The organism is Streptomyces sp. NPDC058145, from assembly GCF_042884245.1.
Taxonomy (GTDB): Bacteria; Actinomycetota; Actinomycetes; order Streptomycetales; family Streptomycetaceae; genus Streptomyces.
In genome coordinates, this window is the sequence record NZ_JBHVUH010000007.1 from 187,960 (window position 1) to 204,719 (window position 16,760).

The window sequence follows — 16,760 nt, forward strand, 5'->3', positions numbered from 1 at the left end:
CGGCGCCCGCCGCCGAATCGTGAACCGCACCGGCTGGCATACGCCTCAGTGCGACGCGCCCCGGCCGCTCGGGGGCACCGCCGGGTGCCCGTGCGCATCCCCGCAGTACGCCCGAGGCTCCCGGGTGCCGTCGGCAGCCGGGAGCCTCGGGGGTGGTTCATGCCGTCGGGACGAGGGGGCCGGAGGCTTCCGGCTCCGTGGGGCCGGAAGCCTCGTCGGTGCCGAGGCTCATCTCGGGGGCGGGGCGGCGGAAGCCCTTGGTGATCACCGCGAGCCAGACGATGCCGATGACCAGCCAGCCGAGGCCGAGCCTGACGGCGGTGCCGCCGAGCTGGGTGATCAGGTAGACGTCGACCGCGGCGCCGACGGCGGGCAGGAGGAGGTACCGCACGGGCGAGTGGCGGGTGCCGGAGCGCCACTGCCGCACGGCATAGGCGATCACGCAGACGTTGACGAGCGTGAAGCCGAGGAACGCGCCGAAGTTGATGAAGGAGGTGGCGTCGGCGAGGGAGAGGTTCATCGCCAGCAGGCCGACGGCGCCGATGATCAGCACGTTGACGACCGGGGTGAGCAGCTTGCTGTGCAGGCGCCCGAAGACCTGCCGGGGCAGGGCGCCGTCGCGGCCCATGACGAACATCAGGCGGCTGGTGCTGGCCTGGATGGCGACGCAGGAGGCGACCCCGCCGAGCATGCCGACGATGTTGGCGACGTCCGCGAAGGTCTTACCGCCGACGGTGGTGGACAGGAGGTACCCGGCGGAGTCCTGGTCGGGGAAGGAACCGCCCGGGTGGGCCCACTGCATCAGGAAGGAGATCACGATGAAGATGCCGCCGCCGGTCAGGACGGTCAGGATGATGCTGCGCGGGATGGTGCGCCGCGGGTCGCGCACCTCTTCGCTGAGGGTGCTCACCGCGTCGAAGCCGAGGAAGGCGTAGGCGGCGACGGCCGCGGCGGCGGTGACGGCGGAGAAGCTGGTGGCGTGGTTCCAGAAGGCGTGGCCGGCCGAGGTGGTGCCGCCGTGGCCGAGGCCGTAGTGGACGCAGAGCGCCGCGAGCACGACGAGGACGGCGGTGACGCCGAGCAGCAGCACCCGGTTGATCCGGTCGGCGACCTTGAGGCCGACGACGTTGATGACGGTGGCGAGAGCCACGTTGATGACCAGCCAGGCCCACTCCGGCACGGCCGGGAACTGGGCGTGCAGGTAGATGGCCTGGAGCAGCCAGGCGACCATCGGCAGGAAGAGGTAGTCGAGCAGCAGTGCCCATCCGGCCAGGAAGCCGACGCGGGAGTCGAGCTCCTTGCGGGCGTAGGTGTACACGGAGCCGGAGCTGGGGTGGACCTTGGCCATCTTGGCGTAGCTGAGGCCGGTCAGCAGCATGGCGCCGGTGGCGATCACGTAGGCGGTGGGCGCGGCGCCCTTGCTGGTGGCGGCGATGACGCCGAAGATCGAGGTGACGACGGCGGGGGCCATGTAGGCGACGCCGAAGGCGACCACGGAGAGGAGTCCGAGGTCTCCTCGCATGCGGGTGGGCTGGTCTGTCACGGGTTTCTCTCTTCCCCGAGGGTACGGCGGGTCTCGGTGGGGGCGCCGGCGTCGCCGGCCCAGGTGGCGGGGTCGATCCGGCCCTGGTAGAGCGGCAGGGCGAGGGGCTGGTCGCCGGGGCGGAACTGCTGCCAGGGCCGGTTGAGCGCGGCGGTGCCGAGACGGCGGACGTTGGCGACCTCGTCCAGGTCGATCACGTCGCTGAGGGTGGTGTCGCTGTCGGCCGCGGCCTCGGAGCGCACGGTGCCCTGCGGGTCCACGAGCAGGCTGCGGCCGGTGCCGGCGGGCGCGGCGCAGTTGACGCTGGCGACGAACACCTGGTTGACGATGGCGTTGGCGCGGGCCAGCACGGTCTCCTGGGCCCGGTCGCTGCCGGAGGTCAGGACGAAGTTCAGCACCAGTTCGGCGCCCATCCAGGCCAGGTGGCGGGTGGTCTCGGGGAACCACGCGTCGTAGCAGATCGACAGTCCCACCCGGCCGACGCCGTCGAGGTCGAACACGGTGAACTCGGCGCCGGGGACGACGGTCTCGTAGGGCCGCCACGGGAAGATCTTCCGGTAGGCCGCGACCCGTTCGCCGCGCGGGGAGTACACGGGGGCGGTGTTGTAGACGCGGCCGTCGGCGCCGCGCTCGTAGACGCTGCCGGGGGCGAGCCAGACCCCGAGGTCGCCGGCGAGTTCCGCGAGGGCGCGGTCACGCGGGCCGTCCAGGGGCTCGGCGAGGGCTTCGGGAAGCTCGGCGGGGGTGAGCGTGACACCGCCCACGGGGCCGCCCAGATGCAGCTCGGGATATACGACGAGCGGTGCGGCGGGGAGCCCCGCCGTGCGCTTTCGCACGTCGGCGGCCAGGCCGTCCAGGTCGTCGGCGGCGCGCTGGGCTGCCTGGGCCAGCACTAGGGGGAGGGGACGGGACATGGGTCACCAGGTCTGACTCGGGGATTAGTTAAACGAAATTTAGTTAATGAATGAGGGGAGGTCAATGGATTGCCACAGGTGAGATACGAACGGCGTTCGACGGTGTGCGAGCATGTCGACCATGGCCCGACCCAGGAACCAGGCGGAACGCCGCGCCCAGCTGATCGACGCGACCGCCAGGACCGTGGTGGAGCTCGGGGCCACGGCCACCAAGCTGCGGGACGTCGCCAGGGCCGCCGGCGTCACCCCCGCGTCGGTGCTCTACTACTACGCCGACATCCAGGAACTGTTCGCCGCCGTGTTCGAGCGCAGTGCCGCGACGTACTTCGTCAGCCGTGAGGAGGCCATCGCGGCGGCGGACGGTCCGGTGTCGCGGCTGCGTGCCTGCATCCGCTCCGGCGTGCCCTGGCCCGGAGAGGGCGAGGAGAGCACCCGGCTGCTCTTCGAGCTGTTCCCGGTGGCACTGCGCAACGAGGGCGCCGCGGACCGGCAGCGCACCTTCGCGCACCAGCAGGCCGAGCTATACCGTCAGGTGCTCGAACTCGGGCAAGAGAGCGGCGAGTTCACGCTGGCCGGCGACGCCTGGGCCCTGGGGCGGTCCTTCGTGGCGCTGGAGGACGGCTACGCGATGGACCTGCTGGTCGGCGACGCGACCGCCCAGGACATCGAGGACCGGCTGCTCGACCACGCCCGCGTCGTCACGGGCAATCCGGCCTTCGGCCGACGCGACTGACCGGACGCGACCGGCGTTCCCCGCGCCGCGCCGCGCCCGCGCGGGTGCGGCCCGTCCGGGTCGGCGCTTCGCACCCGGAACACGACCGGGCCCCGGCGATCGACGCCGAGGCCCGGTTCCGAGTGCCGCGCGTTCAGCGGTCCGTCACTTCGCCGCCGCCGTAGGAACGGTGCACGGCGTCGGCGGCCTTGTCGGTCTGCGCGTCGTACTTGTCCCCCGTACGCTCGTCGACCATCCGCTCCGCACTGTCGACACCCTTGTCGGCCTGGTCCGGGTGGCCCTTCGCCATCTCCTTGGCCTTGTTCGCCATGTCTCCCAGCTTGCCCATGAGGTTCCTCCCGGCGATACGTGTGTGTCGTACCCGGCGGGGAGTACCCCGCGCACCCCGTTCGAAGCGTGCCGATCCGGCGCGCCGAGCCTGCCGGAAGCGGTACGCGCCGGTGCCGAGGTCTACGCCAGGCTCAAGGCCCGCCTCGCCCGCGAGGGCCACCCGACCGGACTGGGCGACGAGGGCGGCTTCGCCCTCGACGTCGCCCGCCCGGAGGATGTCCTGACCGCACTTGTCGAGGCGATCAGGGACGCCGGGTACACGCCCAGCCGTGAGGGCGTCGCCGTCGCGCTCTACCCGGCCGCCGGCGAGTTCCGAGGTGAGGACGGCCGTCGCCGAGACCCTTCAGGCCATTCGCGTCAGCCGCGAGGCCGGTTACGCCAAGATGGTCTCCCATCGCTCCGGCGAGACCGAGGACGCCTTCATCGCCGACCTCGTTGTCAGCGCGGGCTGCCGGCAGATCAAGTCCGGCGCCCCAGCACGCGGCGAACGCGTCGCCAAGTACAACCGCCTGATGGAGATCGCAGCGGCCGATCGGTCCTCGCCACACGGGTTGCACCGGTGACGGACCCCGCCGGTGTCTCAGCGCCGATCCACTCGGATGACGGCCAGCAGCACCACAGCCAGCACCTGGATGGCGATGACGACCGTGATCAGCAGGGGGATCGAGTAGCCGTAAAGGCCACCGGTCAGCGCGCCGCCGGCCAGACTCGCTGCGCCGACGACGCCGGCGAACAGCCCATAGGCGGTGGCCCGGCGCCCGCTGGGCACCAGGTCCGCGACCGTGGCACGCAGGGTGGACTCCTGGATACCCATGGCCGCGCCCCACACCAGCGACCCGGCCACCGCGACCGCGACCGTGTCGGAGAACGCCAGCGCCACCACACCCGCCGTCAGGACGGGCAGGGCGATGAGCACCCGCGGGCCGTACCGGTCGTAGAGCCAGCCCGTGGCCAGCGCCGCGAGGGCGTCCACCGCCATCGCGGCCGCGTACAGCACCGGTACCCAGGCAGCGGTCAGCAGCTGCCGCTGGACCAGGTGGTAGGAGAGCACGCCGAAGGTGGCGAACCCGATGGTGGTGGCCGCCGTGAAGGCCGCGTACGTCCAGAAGGCCCTCGGCAGACGTTCACCCCGCGCGCCCGGTGCTGTCGGTGCCGAGGCTGTCACCTCGCGCTCGTAGGCTTCCGGGTCCGGCACGCGGGCCCGCAGCCAGAACAGCAGCAGCAGTACGGCGATGCCGGGCCCGGCGAGCACACCGAGCGCGGGGCCGTAGTCGTCGCCGGTCAGCGCGAGCACGCCCGCCACCAGCAGCGGGCCGGCGATGGCGCCGATCTGGTCCATCGCCTCATGGACGGCGAAGCCGCGTCCTCGTCCCGTTGCCGCGGTGGCGTGCGAGAGCAGGGTGTCCTTCGCGGGTGAGCGCACCGCCTTGCCGACGCGTTCGGCGATCACCAGCGCGCAGGCGGCCCACAGCACGCCGGCCACGCCCAGCAGCGGCACCGAGACGACCGTCAGGGCGTATCCGCCGATCGCCAGACCCCAGAAGCGGTGGGTCCGGTCCGCCAGCGGCCCGGAGACCAGCCGCAGCCCCAGCGCCGCCGCCTCACCGGCGCCGGTGACCACGCCGACGGCCAGGGAGGACGCTCCCAGCGAGGCCAGCAGGGGTCCGGTGATCGAGCGGGCGCCCTCGTACACGAAGTCCGCAAGGAGGCTGACCGTGCCGAACCAGACCACGAACCGCCACGGCCCCATCCGCGCCGTTCCGTCCGCCCCGCGCTCCCCCGCTACCCAGTGCTTCACGCCCACAGTGTCTCCGCGAACGACACCCCGACGAACGCCGCCCCCAGGCCCGCCACCACACTGGCCACGACGTTGGCCGCGGCGAAGAACCTCGCCCCGCCCTCGGCCGGCCGCAGCGTCTCGTATGAGAACGTCGAGTACGTCGTCAACGCCCCGCACAACCCGGTACCGAGCAGCAACCGCTGCGACGAAGCAGCCCCTGCCGTCACGGCCCCGGACAGCAGGCCCAGGATCGGGCAGGCAATCACGTTCACGGTGAACGTGCCCCACGGGAACACCGTGTCGTGCCGCTTCTGCACCGCCCGGTCGGTCAGATACCGCACGGGAGCGCCGACCATGGCGCCGCACATCGCGAGCAGCCAGTTCACGCCTTCTTCTCCCTGCCCACGGTGGGGGTCCCTCCGGTCGAGCGAATTTGGGACCGAAGGAGGATGACCTCGCACTTGTCGAGCATCACCAGCCCCTCCCCGTCCAGCTCGTCCAGCTCGTCCAGCTCGTCCAGCTCGTCCAGCTCGTCCAGCTCGTCCAGCTCGTCCAGCTGCGGCAGGAACCCCCGCACCCGGGTCTCGGTGTCCACGATCACGACAGCCACCGGCAGATCCCCACTCAGCGACAGAAGCCGCGAGGTGTGGACAAGGGAGGAGGCCCCGTAACCCTCCACACCCCGGAACACCGACGCTCCGGCCGGCCCGGCCTTGTGCGCCCGGTGCACGATCTCGCCGTACGGCGGCTTGTGATGCCGGCAGTCGTTCTCATCGATGAGGATCGTCACCCGCAGGGCGCTGCCCGTCAGCCTTGTCACCCGGTTGTCACCGCGAACTGCCCATCTCCGCGGTGAAGAGCACCGGGTCACTCTCGAAGCCCCGGATCATCTCGCGCATGTCCCACACCCCGGAAGAGCTTCGGGTGAACTCGGCGACCGTCGCGGCCGCGGCATCGGCGACCTGTGCGAAGTCGTCCGCCAGCAGCTGCTGGTACCCGTGGACAACGACCACCCCGGCATTGGAGATGTCACCGAACGTGCGGGGCGTACCGTCCTGGTGGATGGCCACGCCGACCACCACACGCCCGTACACGGGCGCCAGCCGGTCGAACTCCAGGACCATCACCTCGACGAACCCGAAACCCATGCCTGTCTGACTGTGCCGGGTCATGTTGATGGTGCCGTCCGGTGACCGGCTGTCGTAGTGCACGACGTACACCGGCCGCCCGTAGGGATCGTCCGCCGAGTAGGTCGCGCCGATGATGTCGAGATGCCGGGGCGTTTCCCCGAAAGGGCTCGGATCCCACTTGAGCCGTACCTCGACCTTGCCCAGCCCATTGCCCGCACCACTCACCTTGCCGGTTCCCCTCAGGATCACCGCGAGACCTTCCCACACGGTCAAGTATGTGTTCCGGACGGCTTTTTGACGCCCCCTTGGCGGTTCACATCCGACGCGAACCCGGGTCCGACCCGCCTGTCGTGGATGGCGTGACCCCGTCACCCCGCTCCACAGGCTTGTTGCCCGAGCCGCCGACCCTGCATGATCGGTTTCCGGACTGATCGTGTTCGGCCGAGGCCGGTACAACGGGGGGATTCACATGAGGCGTCGCTGGGTCAGGGTCGTCGCGATCACAGTGGTGGTGCTGGCCGTTGTCTTCACCGTCGCGGACCGGGTAGCCGCACACTACGCCGACAAGGAGGCCACCCAACTCGCCGCAGAGAAGTACGGCTACCAGAACACCACCGACGGGCACCTGGACGTCTCCATCGAGGGCTTTCCCTTCCTGACCCAGGCGTTCAGCCAGAACTTCGACCATGTCAGCCTGAACGCAGACCAGTTCACCGTCGACACCACGAACAACGCCCAGGGTGGCTACCTGCCCGTCAAGCAGCTCCAGCTCGACCTGCGCGGCGTGCAGGTGACCTCCCTGACCGCACGCAGTGCCGAGGCGAACCTCGCCACGGGTACCTTGACGCTCTCGTACGAGGCGCTGTCCGGCGTGGTGACGCGGCTTGCGGGCGACGGCGGCCCCATCCGCATCTCGCGGGCCGCGGGTTCGGCGGGGCAGGCCGCTCGGCTCAAGGTCACGGGCACCGTCGGCGGGCGCGAGCTGAACAGCACGGGCACGTTGCTCACCCAGGGAAATGAGATCTCGCTCAGCCTCCCCGGGAAGGAACAGCCGACGGCCACCTGGCGGATCCAGCTCCCCGAGAACGTCGGCTTCACCGCGGCGCGCTCCACCTCGGACGGTGTGCGGATCAGCATGGTCGGGCACCTGGTGAACCTCGGCTCCTCACGCTTCACGAGGTGAGCAGCATTCGCCGAGCACACTGACGCGCACACCGGTGCCCTCCGGTTCGGCGTCAGTCTTCCGCCGCACCGCCGGGAGGCTCGCCGAGGTGCTTGCACCGGAGAGCACCAGCGTCATCGGTGCGGGTAGGCGCTCACGGCTCCAGCTCGATGGCTACCTCAGGTGGCCGAGCGAGCGTGTTGTGGACGGTGCAGTGGGAGGCGACGGCCAGCAGGGCGGCGTGGCGTTGTTCGGGAAGTCCGGGCGGCGGGGCGACCACGACGCGCACGGAGGTGATGCGGGCCGGACGATCGGTCGCCATCACGTACTCGGCGCGGACCCTCAGGCCGGAACGAGGGAGGCCGTGGCGGTGCAGGTAGCGGCCGGCGTAGAAGGCGACGCAGGTGGCGAGGGAGGCGGCGAACAGTTCGACCGGGGTCGGCGCGGTGTCCGTGCCGCCCTCCTCGGTGGGCTGGTCGACCTGGATGCGGTGCCCGCGAACGTGCACGTCGTAGGCGTCACCGGCGACGTGGGTGACCTGCAGTCGGTGCACGTCGGTGTCCGACGCCCGGGTGGGGCTCATGGTCTTGGATGCGCTGCCGGTCATGGCCTGGCCTCTTCCTGTGGGCGACGTACCTTGCCGGTTTCCAGTTGACTGCCGACGGCTCGCCGAATCGAGGGGCCGATGGGGGCGCTGTGGGGGCCGATCGGCCCTCGGGCCATATCCAGACCGGAATCCAGATGTCGGTCACCGGCGGGCGAGGGAGCACTCGGGCTGGTGCCTGCCGAAGCGGTGGTCATGCGCGGGAATCTCCTCCATCCGTCTCGGGCAGCCCGATCAGGAGCAGTGTGACGTCGTCATCATGCGCGGCCGTGTCCGGAATGAGGGTTCTGACCAGCAGTTCCGCGGCCTGGTCGAGGCTCTCCCGGTCCGTGGGAAGGCCCTTCAGCGCGACGTCGAGAGTGCGAGCGAGGATGCCGATCTGCTCCTCGATGTCGGTGCCGGGCCTTTCGACGAGACCGTCGGTGTAGAGGGCCAGAGTGCTGCCCGGCGGCAGCGGCAGGCTCGTCTGCCGGAACGGCACGGCGTCGCAGCACGAATCATTGACGCCCAGCGGTACACCGACTGCTGTCTGCAGCTGGTAGGGGGTCCCGTCGGGGGTCAGGGCGATGGCCGGCAGGTGGCCTGCCGAGCACAGGGTGACCTCGTGGATGCTCTGGTCCACCACCAGGTAGACGCAGGTGACGAGCTGGTCCGCCAGGTCGCCGACGAACGCGTCCAGCCCGGCCATGAGCCGGCTGGGTGGTATGTCCGTCCGGGCCAGGGCGTGCGAGGCCGCGCGCAGCTGGCCCATGACGGCAGCCGCTTCCAGGCCGCGGCCCATCACGTCGCCCACCACGATGCCGGTGCGGTTGCGGTCCAGGGGAATGATGTCGAACCAGTCGCCACCGACTCCAGGGTCCTGGACGGACGCCAGGTATCGGTGAGCGCTGGGGAGGCCGGGCAGCCGGGGCGGCTCGCCCATGAGGCTGTGCTGCAGGGTATGGGCGATGCGTCGGTGCTCCTCGTATCGCTCGGCGCGTTCGGCCTCGGCCTGCCTGCGTTCGGTGATGTCCCGTACGGACAGGAACACCAGCGTCTCCTCTCCGGCCTGGAGGCTGCTGACGCTCACCTCGACGGGGAACTCACCGCCGTTGCTCTGCAGCCCGTACAGCCCCTGGTCCAGGACGATCGGATTCGGGTCCGCCTGCCTCAGGTAGGCGCGCAGGAGCGCGCTGTGGTGTCGGCGTCGCGGGACGGGTACCAGATCGATGACCCGGGTGCCGGCCAGGTTGTCCGGCGCATGGCCGAACAGTCGCTGCACCTGTGCGTTGGCCATGACGATGGTGCCGTGGCCGTCCGTGATCAGCGTGGCGTCGGGCGCGGATTCCAGGAGTGCGAGGAAGCGCTGATTGGCTCGGCGAACCTCGCGCTGTGCCGCGACCCGTTCGGTGATGTCGGTGACCACACCGCATATGGCGTAGGGACTGCCGGAAGCGGTGGAGAGCGGGAACAGACTGGTGAGGACATCCCGCGGACCTCCCGGCAGGGGGAGAAGTTCCTCCCGTTGCACGGGCTGGCCCTGTGCCAGCATGGCGTCGTCGGCCCTCCGCGCCCGATGTGCGAGGTCGGGTGGCATGACATCCCGGTCCCGGCGGCCGAGTACCTGTTCGCGGGACAGGCCCAGGCTCTTCTCGAACGTCGTGTTGACCGCCAGGAAGCGACCGTCCAGATCCTTGATGAACACCACCGCGGGCGTGTGGTCCATGAAGGCCTGCAGCAGTTCGTTCTGCCGCACCTGCCATGCGGCGCGGGCGTGCGCCACCTCGATTCGGCGGCCGACGCCCAACGCCGCGAAGATGACCGTGGTGAACACGACCACGTGCCCGCACACCAGCAGCGCGGTGCCCAGACGCGGTCCGAACAGGCCCGCGTCCTCACCGGCCAGGACGAGCAGGCCCAGCAGCGGCGGCACCACCAGGACTGTGGTGAACAGCCGGCGCCCCAGGGCGCCCGTCGTGCCCGCGTTCATCAGCAGTCCGGCGAGACCACCGTCCGGCCGGGCAAGGAAAACGGCGATGCCCAGCAGCACCAGAGCCAGCCCGGTGTACAGGGCCATCCCCTTGTAGGCCCCGAACCGCTCCAATTCGGGAACGGCGTACGCGAGCCCGTACAGCCGCAGCATTCCCAAGGCGAGAACGGCGAGTCCCGGAACCTGGCTCGCCCAGGCGGGCAGCCTGGGCGTGCTCGCGCACAAGGCCGCCACACCCCCGATCAGCAGGGCCGTAGCCGTATTCGGCGCCATCCGTCCGGGCACCTCGGTCGCCACTCGCGCCGTGTCATCCCGGAACAGCAGTTCATCGATGCCCAGGGCGGACCCGGTCACGTACTCCACGATGGTGAGCCCGCCGATCAAGGCGGCCAGGACCGCGGCCGCTCGGGCCGCGGTGTTCACCCACCTGGTGGCGTGGGCGCGTGCCATCAGAAAGAGGGACACGCCGAGTGCCAGCAGCGCGACGGCGGTGTTGGCGCTCATGGTCGAGTCGGCACCGGGCACGCGCCTCAGGACATCGACATCGAAAATCCAGCCGGCCAGGCCCGACGCGCCCAGCGCAGCGGCCACCAGGGCGGCGACCTGAGCCACAGCACGAGCAGCGTCCAAGGCGGACTGCTGGTACGGCAGTTCCACGATCTTCACCGCGTCGAACGCATCGGGCAAATCGCGCGCCTGCTGCTCTTTCTTCACCGAATACTCGCCATACTTTTCTTTATGGGTAAACAGCTAAATCCGCACTAATATCCTAGATTCTTACGTGGACGGGTGGCTTCTTCCTACCGCTGATGCCATGTGGCCTCGTCATCGCGGTCCCCTACCAGGGTGATCCGAAGATGATCCGCGCCGAGCCAGCGCGGCAAAGCGCCGGTGTCCGCTCGACCACTGGTCGGTGATGCTGAGGGCAAGGTCCTCGGCGAGCCTGCGGAGCGCTCGTCGACCGAGCCGAGCCCAGCGGAAGGACGGCCCGGTATGACCCTGGAGGTTCTCCAGCCGGGCGATGCAGAGTTCATCGACGTCCTGGGGGTCGACCTCGATGACGAGGTGCCCGGACGGCGCGATGAGTCCGCTGCAGCGGTGCAGCAGGCTGTGCGGGTCACCGCCGATGCCGATGTTGCCGTCGATGAGCAAAAGCGTCTGCCAGCCCCTTTCCGCCGGCAACCGGTCGAAGACCGATCGGCGGAGTGCGAGTCCACCCAGGGCCGTGGTCAGCGCGACCGCGCGCGGTGCGATGTCGACCCCGAGGGCGAAGACACCTCGGCTCAGAAGTTCTCTGCACAACCGGCCGGGCCCGCAGCCGATGTCGAGGACGGGCCCGACGCAGCGCTCCAGCACGGTCCTGTCGGCCACCGTGGGCCTCTCGTGCCAGCGGTGCACCGGCATCCGGATCCGGCGTCCGTCCGCCATGCACAGATACACCGGCCCGCGACCGGGTTGCAGGGCCAGAGCGTAGGGATCCTCGTCGGCGCTGTGGAGGTCGTACTCGTCGGTCGTCATGATGCGGCGCCATGACCCGTGACGGGTCGGTCCTGGTCGGCTCGGCCGCGAGGCCGGATGCGGCGGAGTCCGACCGCGAAGGCCACGGCGGAAGCGACGAGGAGGACGCCGGTGATCGCCGGCCATCGGCCGAGGTGGACAGCCGCCCCGCCGGCCCGCACACGCTGCAGCCACTCCGGTGCACGCTTCTCGCCCGGTCTCCGGCGCCCCGACCCGCTGGGCGGGACCGAAGGCCCCGCGTCAGGTGCCATCGGCATCTCGCTACCGGTGCTCGGGGTTCTCGTAGTCGTGGCGGCATCCGGCGTCCCAGGCGGTGCGCTGGTTGCCGTAGGCGGGAATGCCGCCGAGGTCCTTGAGCGCCCGGGCGAGGTGGAGCAGGTTCCAGGTCATGAAGGTGGTGTTGCGGTTGGTGAAGTCGTTCTCCGGGCCACCCGATCCGGGGTCGAGGTACGAGGGCCCGGGGCCCGCCTCGCCGATCCATCCGGCGTCCGCCTGGGGCGGGATGGTGTAGCCCAGGTGCTGCAGGCTGTAGAGGACGTTCATCGCGCAGTGCTTGACGCCGTCCTCGTTGCCGGTGATCAGACAGCCGCCGACGCGGCCGTAATAGGCGTACTGACCGGCGTCGTTGAGCAGGCTCGAGCAGGAGTAGAGGCGCTCGATCACCTGCTTCATGACGGAACTGTTGTCACCCAGCCAGATGGGACCGGCCAGCACGAGGATGTCCGCCGCCAGGACCTGCTGGTACAGCCCCGGCCAGGCGTCCGTCTCCCAGCCGTGCTCGGTCATGTCGGGCCACACACCGGTGGCGATGTCGTGGTCCACGGCCCGTACCACGTCGACGCGCACGCCCTGCGCGTCCATGACGGCGGTGCTCCGGTCGATCAGACCCTGGGTGTTGCTCGTCTCCGGTGACCGTTTGAGGGTGCAGTTGATCACCAGAGCCCGCAGGTCGCCGTACCGGGCCGGCGGTGCGTCAGTGACGGGCGTTGAAGCGGTCACGCGGTCCTCCCAGAGCCTGCCGCCACACGGTGCGACGGCATGTCCACATCCGGATCCAGCGTGTGAGCCGACCGCGGTAGGCGCCACCGCAACGCCTCCGAACGGCCCCGAAGGTGCCTGCGGTCAAGCCCGGGTCGTACCCACCACCGGCTCCCCCGGCCGGTCCCCGGTGAGTGGCCGCGGCGGAGTGGCGTGCCTACGTTCCTCGCATGGGCACCGGAGGCGCGACCGGGTCCCAGAGCACAGTGACGGTGCAGGACGTCGCGCACCTGTTGGTGCGTTGTCTGCGGGCCGAGGGGTCGCTCCTCACCCGTTGCGAAGGGCCGCCCGCATCGCCCCTCCCGATCCGAGATCCGGACCAGTCGAACAAGCTCGGATCGGCTGCTCGGATCACGTACTCCGGCCCCGCGCCCGGGTCAGCTGCTTCAGTTCGATGATGGTCGCGACGGCGCGCAGCCAGGTGGCCGCGGTGTCGTCGGCGGCGATCCCGCCCACGAGTTCGGAGCCGGCCCGCAGCCACTCCCGTACGAGGACGGCCGCCTCCCGGCGGGGCAGGGGCTCGGGCAGCTCCGCGGCGCGGGCGAGTCCGCCGGCGCGCACGGTGTCGGCGAGGAAGGCGACCGAGCGTGGTTCGGTGCCGAGGCGGTCGAGGATGACGGCTGCGGCCGCGGCGCCGTCGCCGAACAGGGCGGTGCGCCGGGTGCCGGGCGCGGCGGTGAGGCCGTAACGCAGCAGGACGGTGATGTCGAGCCGGGCCAGCTCGTCGTCCGTGCGGTCCGGCGGGTACGGGGCGTCGTCGTTCATGGCGGGGCCTCGGGTGTCTCGTCTCATCCGGCTGGTCCGCTGCGGCTCAGTCGACGGTGACGGTGTAGGTGATGCGTTCGGGGGCCTGGGAGGGGGTGGCCGCCCCCGTGGTCGGGGTGGCGGAAGGTCCGGTCGTCTCGGGGGGCAGGCTGGAGGTGTTGCCCTGGCAGGTGGTGAACGTGCAGTGCAGCAACGTGAACCGGGTGGTCCCCTTGCCCTTGGCCTCGAAGGCGAAGGTGAGCCGGCCGCCGGCACCGTCCACTGGCTCGTCGCCGGAGTCCGACGCGTAGTCCTGGCCGCGGCTGACCAGCACCGAGCTGTCGGGCTCGGGGTCGACCAGGTACCAGTACTCGCGGGTGGAGGCGTTCTGGTCGACGGTGAGCGTGAATCGCTCGCCCGGCTCGGCAGTGATGCTGGTGTCCTTCACCGGATGGCTCGTCGTGCGGTTCGTGGTGCCCGTGGGGTGACTCGCGGTGCTCGTGGAGCCGCCGGCCGGTTCGTCGGTGCCCGAGCCGCAGCCCGTGGCGAGAGCGAGGAGTGCGCCCGCCGCGATCGCGGCACCGCCCCTGCTACCGCGGAAGATAGACGCTGTACGTGTTGGGGAGATCACTGTTGGAAGCCTTGCCCATGTGGCCGTTGATGAAGTCGTCCTCGCTGACCCAGGTGGTCGAGCCCCAGGGGTTGTACACCTGAAGCATGTCACCCTCCTGGGCGATGATGGTCATGGCGTGGGCGCCCTCCTTGCCCGAGACGTCGACCGGCACCGGCCGCCCCTGCGCCACCGACTTCTCGACTTCGGTGAGGACCGCCCTGCGGTCGGCGGCGCTGTTCAGGTCCTGGCGCTCGTAGTCACTGCCGGTGGCACTGCCGACGGCGGTGTCGTTGATCCGCTCCTGCCCCTCTGGCCCCATGCCGCCCCAGTTCTCGCCGCCGTCGCCTTCGGTGTGCAGCCGGTGCTGTTCGGCCACCAGGCGCTGCTTGAAGGCGTCGGGGGCATCCTGCTGCCCGTCGGGGCCGCCGGTGAGGTCGAGCGCGTAGAGGGGGTCGACCATGGCGCGGGACGTGACGGTGGACGAGGCCACGCAGGTGCCCTCGGAGCCGTCGCCGCCCTGAATCCACCGCTGGCCGTCGAACGTGACGTAGTCCGTGTTGTTGTTCGAACCGTCCGGCGCCAGACCCTCGTCGTTCATGCTGTCCGCGGCGGTGACCACCGGAGTGAGGTGCCGGCGCAGCCAGTCGGGGTCCTTGCCGTGGATCTTGTCCTGGAACTTCTCGATCTCGGCAACACTGTGGCCGGCGGCCAGGGCCTTCATCAGGTAGGCCCGCTCCTGCGGGTTGTCCGACTTCGCCAGCATCCGCTCCATGGCCGTCTCGTCGTCGAGGCTCAGCAGGTCCATACGCGTCGACGCGCGCACCAGGTCGCCGGCCGTGAGGATCTCGTTCAGCTCGGTGTCGGCGCCCGCGACGCCGGTGTCGGCGAGCATCAGCTTGTCGACGGCGGTGAGTTCGCTGGTCTCCATCTTTCCGGCCCGTGCCTCGGCGGCCCACTTGTTCAGGTCCCGGGCCGCGACGCGGGTGGCCTCCTGGGCGTCGGAGACGGCGTCGTGCATCAGGTCGACCGCGTAGGAGCCGAAGTGGGCGGCGTTCTTGCGGTCCCACTCCTCCTCGTCGTTCTCGTGCAGGTCGTCGAAGAAACCGTCCTTGCCGCCGAGCGTCTTCTTCTGCTCCAGCAGCTGTCCGCGGCCCTGTTCGTCCTTGCGCTGGGCGGCGCCGATCGCGTCGGCCAACGTCAGCAGCACCGTCGCGCAGCCCTGGAACGCCTCGCTCATCTGGGTCACGGACCGCCCGGCGGCGTTCACCACGTCGGAGGCGAGGACGCTCGTGTCGCCGACCCACACCTCCGGTAGACCCTTGCGGCCCACCCGGTCGACCTGGTCGAAGACGCTGCCGACCTGGCCGACCTGGCCGCGGTAGAGCCTTGCCAGGCCCTCCAGCACGGACTGGTCGCCGCCCGGTTCGGGCACCGAGAGGGCGTCGTCGATGAGGTCGAGGAGCTCGTTCTTGCTTCCGGCACTGAGCATTTTTTTGGACAGCCCGGCGAGCCAAGTGAGGCGGAAGGAAGGGGAGTCGAGGGGAGAGGAGAAGAACGACACCGGCCCGTTCCTCAGTAGCTCGACAGGGCCGAGGTGCGCCCGCCCTGCGTCGATGTGTCGGTGAGGCCGCTCGTGCCGCCGGTGGGGACGCTGTCCACGTGCGTCTTCACCAGGCCGTCGGTGCCGTGGTACGTCTTCTTGGCCAACTGCACCTTGCCACCGAGCTCGTGCAACGCCGACGCCAGCGTCTTGGCCTCCGCCTCCCAGGCCTTGACGAACGCGTTCAGCGCCGACGCGGCGTCGTCGCCACCGACATCGCCGTACGAGTAACTCGTGCGGGACTTGACGGCCGAGCTGACGCCGTCCATGTCCGTGCCGGCGTGGTCGAGTTGCTGGGCCTGCCCGGTCATGCCTGCCTTGACCTGATAGCCGTCCGAGCCCACCGCGTCTCCCCCGTATGCATTCGATCGTGACCGCGGGCAGGCTAACACCCACTGCATAAACGAAGATCACACATCGTTCGCCGCACACACCTCCTCCACACCACCCGCCCTACAGCACGCGTGGGCGCTCATCCCGGACCAGACGATCGGCTGCAACCGTCTGTCGGGGCTACGTCTCGCCCGCAACGCGCACCCGGGCATGCGCACGTTGCGGGCCACTGCACGAAGCGCGCTGTGGACAGCGCGCAGGGTGCAGGTAAAGCGGCCGGATCGCGGGACTGATCGACTCAGCCGCCGCTCTTACGCCTGAACGACCGCTGGCTCGCAGCCGGGCCGTGGGCCGCGCGCACTTTCGACGCATTGGGGTTGGCGGAAACATCGGCGGCGTCCGCCTGCGCACCGCGCTTGCGCGCCAGGGCTTCGCGGAACTTGCGCTTGAGGTCGTAGTTGCCGTCGCTGTCCGGCGCCAGAGGGGACGTCTCGGGAGCAGCCGGCTCCGAACCTTCCGTAGATACGGGCTCTGCGGTCATGGTGACCTCCTGGGTTCGGGGGTGGGCAACCACAGCTTGTCATGCCGCGCGCGGTGCGGGGCGCCGGCAACATCATCCTGCTCCGTTTCGGCGGGTATCCCTCTCACGGCCAGGGGCGTTCGCTTCGTAGTTCCGTAGGTGAGGCACACAGGACGGCTTCGGTCCGGGCCGAGGGATGTCGATCCCGCGGCCAGGACGTTCACTGCCG

General features: G+C 70.2%; 19 protein-coding genes and 1 pseudogene. 4 read left to right on the plus strand and 16 right to left on the minus strand.

The features are described from left to right. Positions 1 to 157 precede the first annotated feature (157 nt). Both ACFVVO_RS17735 and ACFVVO_RS17740 read right to left on the minus strand, forming a co-directional pair. Positions 158 to 1,543 carry an APC family permease gene (locus tag ACFVVO_RS17735; protein WP_390055874.1) on the minus strand — a complete coding sequence of 462 codons (1,386 nt, stop codon included), beginning with the start codon at positions 1,541 to 1,543 and terminating at the stop codon, positions 158 to 160. Then, positions 1,540 to 2,457 carry a carbon-nitrogen hydrolase family protein gene (locus tag ACFVVO_RS17740; RefSeq protein ID WP_390055875.1) on the minus strand — a complete coding sequence of 306 codons (918 nt, stop codon included), beginning with the start codon at positions 2,455 to 2,457 and terminating at the stop codon, positions 1,540 to 1,542. The genes ACFVVO_RS17735 and ACFVVO_RS17740 overlap by 4 nt, the downstream gene beginning before the upstream one ends. 121 nt (positions 2,458 to 2,578) lie before the next feature. On the opposite strand from ACFVVO_RS17740, the gene ACFVVO_RS17745 reads away from it, so the two are divergent. Beyond that, entirely contained in the window at positions 2,579 to 3,190 is a 612-nt protein-coding gene (locus tag ACFVVO_RS17745) for a TetR/AcrR family transcriptional regulator (RefSeq protein ID WP_390055877.1), read from the plus strand. A gap of 133 nt (positions 3,191 to 3,323) precedes the next feature. On the opposite strand, the gene ACFVVO_RS17750 is transcribed toward ACFVVO_RS17745, so the two are convergent. After that, complete coding sequence (locus tag ACFVVO_RS17750; protein WP_390055878.1) at positions 3,324 to 3,518, minus strand: antitoxin; 195 nt, start codon at positions 3,516 to 3,518, stop codon at positions 3,324 to 3,326. Positions 3,519 to 3,542: 24 nt separating this feature from the next. Between ACFVVO_RS17750 and ACFVVO_RS17755 the strand changes: the two are divergent. Both ACFVVO_RS17755 and ACFVVO_RS17760 read left to right on the plus strand, forming a co-directional pair. Then, positions 3,543 to 3,786 (plus strand): annotated as a pseudogene (locus ACFVVO_RS17755) (phosphopyruvate hydratase); the annotation flags it as partial. Between the two features lie 51 nt (positions 3,787 to 3,837). After that, positions 3,838 to 4,083, plus strand: coding sequence for a hypothetical protein (locus tag ACFVVO_RS17760; protein ID WP_390055880.1), 246 nt, complete (start codon positions 3,838 to 3,840; stop codon positions 4,081 to 4,083). Between the two features lie 17 nt (positions 4,084 to 4,100). Here the strand turns inward: ACFVVO_RS17760 and ACFVVO_RS17765 are convergent, their stop codons facing one another. From ACFVVO_RS17765 to ACFVVO_RS17780, 4 genes are read right to left on the minus strand one after another with little or no spacing between them, the layout of a single operon-like run. Next, positions 4,101 to 5,318, minus strand: coding sequence for an MFS transporter (locus ACFVVO_RS17765; RefSeq protein ID WP_390055881.1), 1,218 nt, complete (start codon positions 5,316 to 5,318; stop codon positions 4,101 to 4,103). Beyond that, complete coding sequence (locus ACFVVO_RS17770) at positions 5,315 to 5,686, minus strand: fluoride efflux transporter FluC (RefSeq protein WP_390055883.1); 372 nt, start codon at positions 5,684 to 5,686, stop codon at positions 5,315 to 5,317. The genes ACFVVO_RS17765 and ACFVVO_RS17770 overlap by 4 nt, the downstream gene beginning before the upstream one ends. After that, complete coding sequence (locus ACFVVO_RS17775; RefSeq protein ID WP_390055885.1) at positions 5,683 to 6,120, minus strand: DUF190 domain-containing protein; 438 nt, start codon at positions 6,118 to 6,120, stop codon at positions 5,683 to 5,685. The genes ACFVVO_RS17770 and ACFVVO_RS17775 overlap by 4 nt, the downstream gene beginning before the upstream one ends. A gap of 7 nt (positions 6,121 to 6,127) precedes the next feature. Continuing rightward, a complete protein-coding gene (locus ACFVVO_RS17780; protein WP_390055887.1) occupies positions 6,128 to 6,679 on the minus strand; it encodes a TerD family protein in 552 nt (183 codons plus the stop codon). Positions 6,680 to 6,899: 220 nt separating this feature from the next. Here ACFVVO_RS17780 and ACFVVO_RS17785 point away from each other — a divergent pair, with 220 nt between their 5' ends. Beyond that, positions 6,900 to 7,613: a DUF2993 domain-containing protein gene (locus tag ACFVVO_RS17785; RefSeq protein WP_390055889.1), complete on the plus strand. Its 714-nt coding sequence runs from the start codon at positions 6,900 to 6,902 to the stop codon at positions 7,611 to 7,613. A gap of 133 nt (positions 7,614 to 7,746) precedes the next feature. Here the strand turns inward: ACFVVO_RS17785 and ACFVVO_RS17790 are convergent, their stop codons facing one another. The 9 genes from ACFVVO_RS17790 to ACFVVO_RS17830 form a co-directional block, all read right to left on the minus strand. Next, on the minus strand, positions 7,747 to 8,199 hold the full coding sequence (locus tag ACFVVO_RS17790) for an OsmC family protein (protein WP_390055891.1): 453 nt from the start codon (positions 8,197 to 8,199) through the stop codon (positions 7,747 to 7,749). 190 nt (positions 8,200 to 8,389) lie between these two features. Beyond that, on the minus strand, positions 8,390 to 10,879 hold the full coding sequence (locus tag ACFVVO_RS17795) for a SpoIIE family protein phosphatase (protein ID WP_390055893.1): 2,490 nt from the start codon (positions 10,877 to 10,879) through the stop codon (positions 8,390 to 8,392). 111 nt (positions 10,880 to 10,990) lie between these two features. Continuing rightward, a complete protein-coding gene (locus ACFVVO_RS17800; protein ID WP_390055895.1) occupies positions 10,991 to 11,683 on the minus strand; it encodes a class I SAM-dependent methyltransferase in 693 nt (230 codons plus the stop codon). 261 nt (positions 11,684 to 11,944) lie between these two features. Next, positions 11,945 to 12,682, minus strand: a complete 738-nt coding sequence (locus ACFVVO_RS17805) for a flavodoxin family protein (protein ID WP_390055897.1) — start codon at positions 12,680 to 12,682, stop codon at positions 11,945 to 11,947. A 390-nt stretch (positions 12,683 to 13,072) separates the two neighbouring features. Next, the gene (locus ACFVVO_RS17810) at positions 13,073 to 13,486 is read right to left on the minus strand and encodes a hypothetical protein (protein WP_390055899.1); all 414 of its coding nucleotides are present in this window, start codon (positions 13,484 to 13,486) and stop codon (positions 13,073 to 13,075) included. A gap of 46 nt (positions 13,487 to 13,532) precedes the next feature. Next, positions 13,533 to 13,913 carry a protease inhibitor I42 family protein gene (locus ACFVVO_RS17815; protein WP_390055900.1) on the minus strand — a complete coding sequence of 127 codons (381 nt, stop codon included), beginning with the start codon at positions 13,911 to 13,913 and terminating at the stop codon, positions 13,533 to 13,535. A 142-nt stretch (positions 13,914 to 14,055) separates the two neighbouring features. Beyond that, a complete protein-coding gene (locus ACFVVO_RS17820; RefSeq protein ID WP_390055902.1) occupies positions 14,056 to 15,567 on the minus strand; it encodes a peptidoglycan-binding protein in 1,512 nt (503 codons plus the stop codon). Between the two features lie 83 nt (positions 15,568 to 15,650). After that, positions 15,651 to 16,022: a hypothetical protein gene (locus tag ACFVVO_RS17825; RefSeq protein WP_390055904.1), complete on the minus strand. Its 372-nt coding sequence runs from the start codon at positions 16,020 to 16,022 to the stop codon at positions 15,651 to 15,653. 287 nt (positions 16,023 to 16,309) lie between these two features. After that, entirely contained in the window at positions 16,310 to 16,552 is a 243-nt protein-coding gene (locus ACFVVO_RS17830; RefSeq protein ID WP_390055906.1) for a DUF5302 domain-containing protein, read from the minus strand. Between the last annotated feature and the right edge of the window lie 208 nt (positions 16,553 to 16,760).

What these genes read in the sequence shown, in the direction of transcription:
- ACFVVO_RS17810 (WP_390055899.1), bottom strand. Translation starts at nt 13,486, where the DNA reads ATGAACGACGACGCCCCGTACCCGCCGGACCGCACGGACGACGAGCTG.
- ACFVVO_RS17785 (WP_390055889.1), top strand. Translation starts at nt 6,900, where the DNA reads ATGAGGCGTCGCTGGGTCAGGGTCGTCGCGATCACAGTGGTGGTGCTG.
- ACFVVO_RS17800 (WP_390055895.1), bottom strand. Translation starts at nt 11,683, where the DNA reads ATGACGACCGACGAGTACGACCTCCACAGCGCCGACGAGGATCCCTAC.
- ACFVVO_RS17745 (WP_390055877.1), top strand. Translation starts at nt 2,579, where the DNA reads ATGGCCCGACCCAGGAACCAGGCGGAACGCCGCGCCCAGCTGATCGAC.
- ACFVVO_RS17790 (WP_390055891.1), bottom strand. Translation starts at nt 8,199, where the DNA reads ATGACCGGCAGCGCATCCAAGACCATGAGCCCCACCCGGGCGTCGGAC.
- ACFVVO_RS17750 (WP_390055878.1), bottom strand. Translation starts at nt 3,518, where the DNA reads ATGGGCAAGCTGGGAGACATGGCGAACAAGGCCAAGGAGATGGCGAAG.
- ACFVVO_RS17820 (WP_390055902.1), bottom strand. Translation starts at nt 15,567, where the DNA reads ATGCTCAGTGCCGGAAGCAAGAACGAGCTCCTCGACCTCATCGACGAC.
- ACFVVO_RS17740 (WP_390055875.1), bottom strand. Translation starts at nt 2,457, where the DNA reads ATGTCCCGTCCCCTCCCCCTAGTGCTGGCCCAGGCAGCCCAGCGCGCC.
- ACFVVO_RS17830 (WP_390055906.1), bottom strand. Translation starts at nt 16,552, where the DNA reads ATGACCGCAGAGCCCGTATCTACGGAAGGTTCGGAGCCGGCTGCTCCC.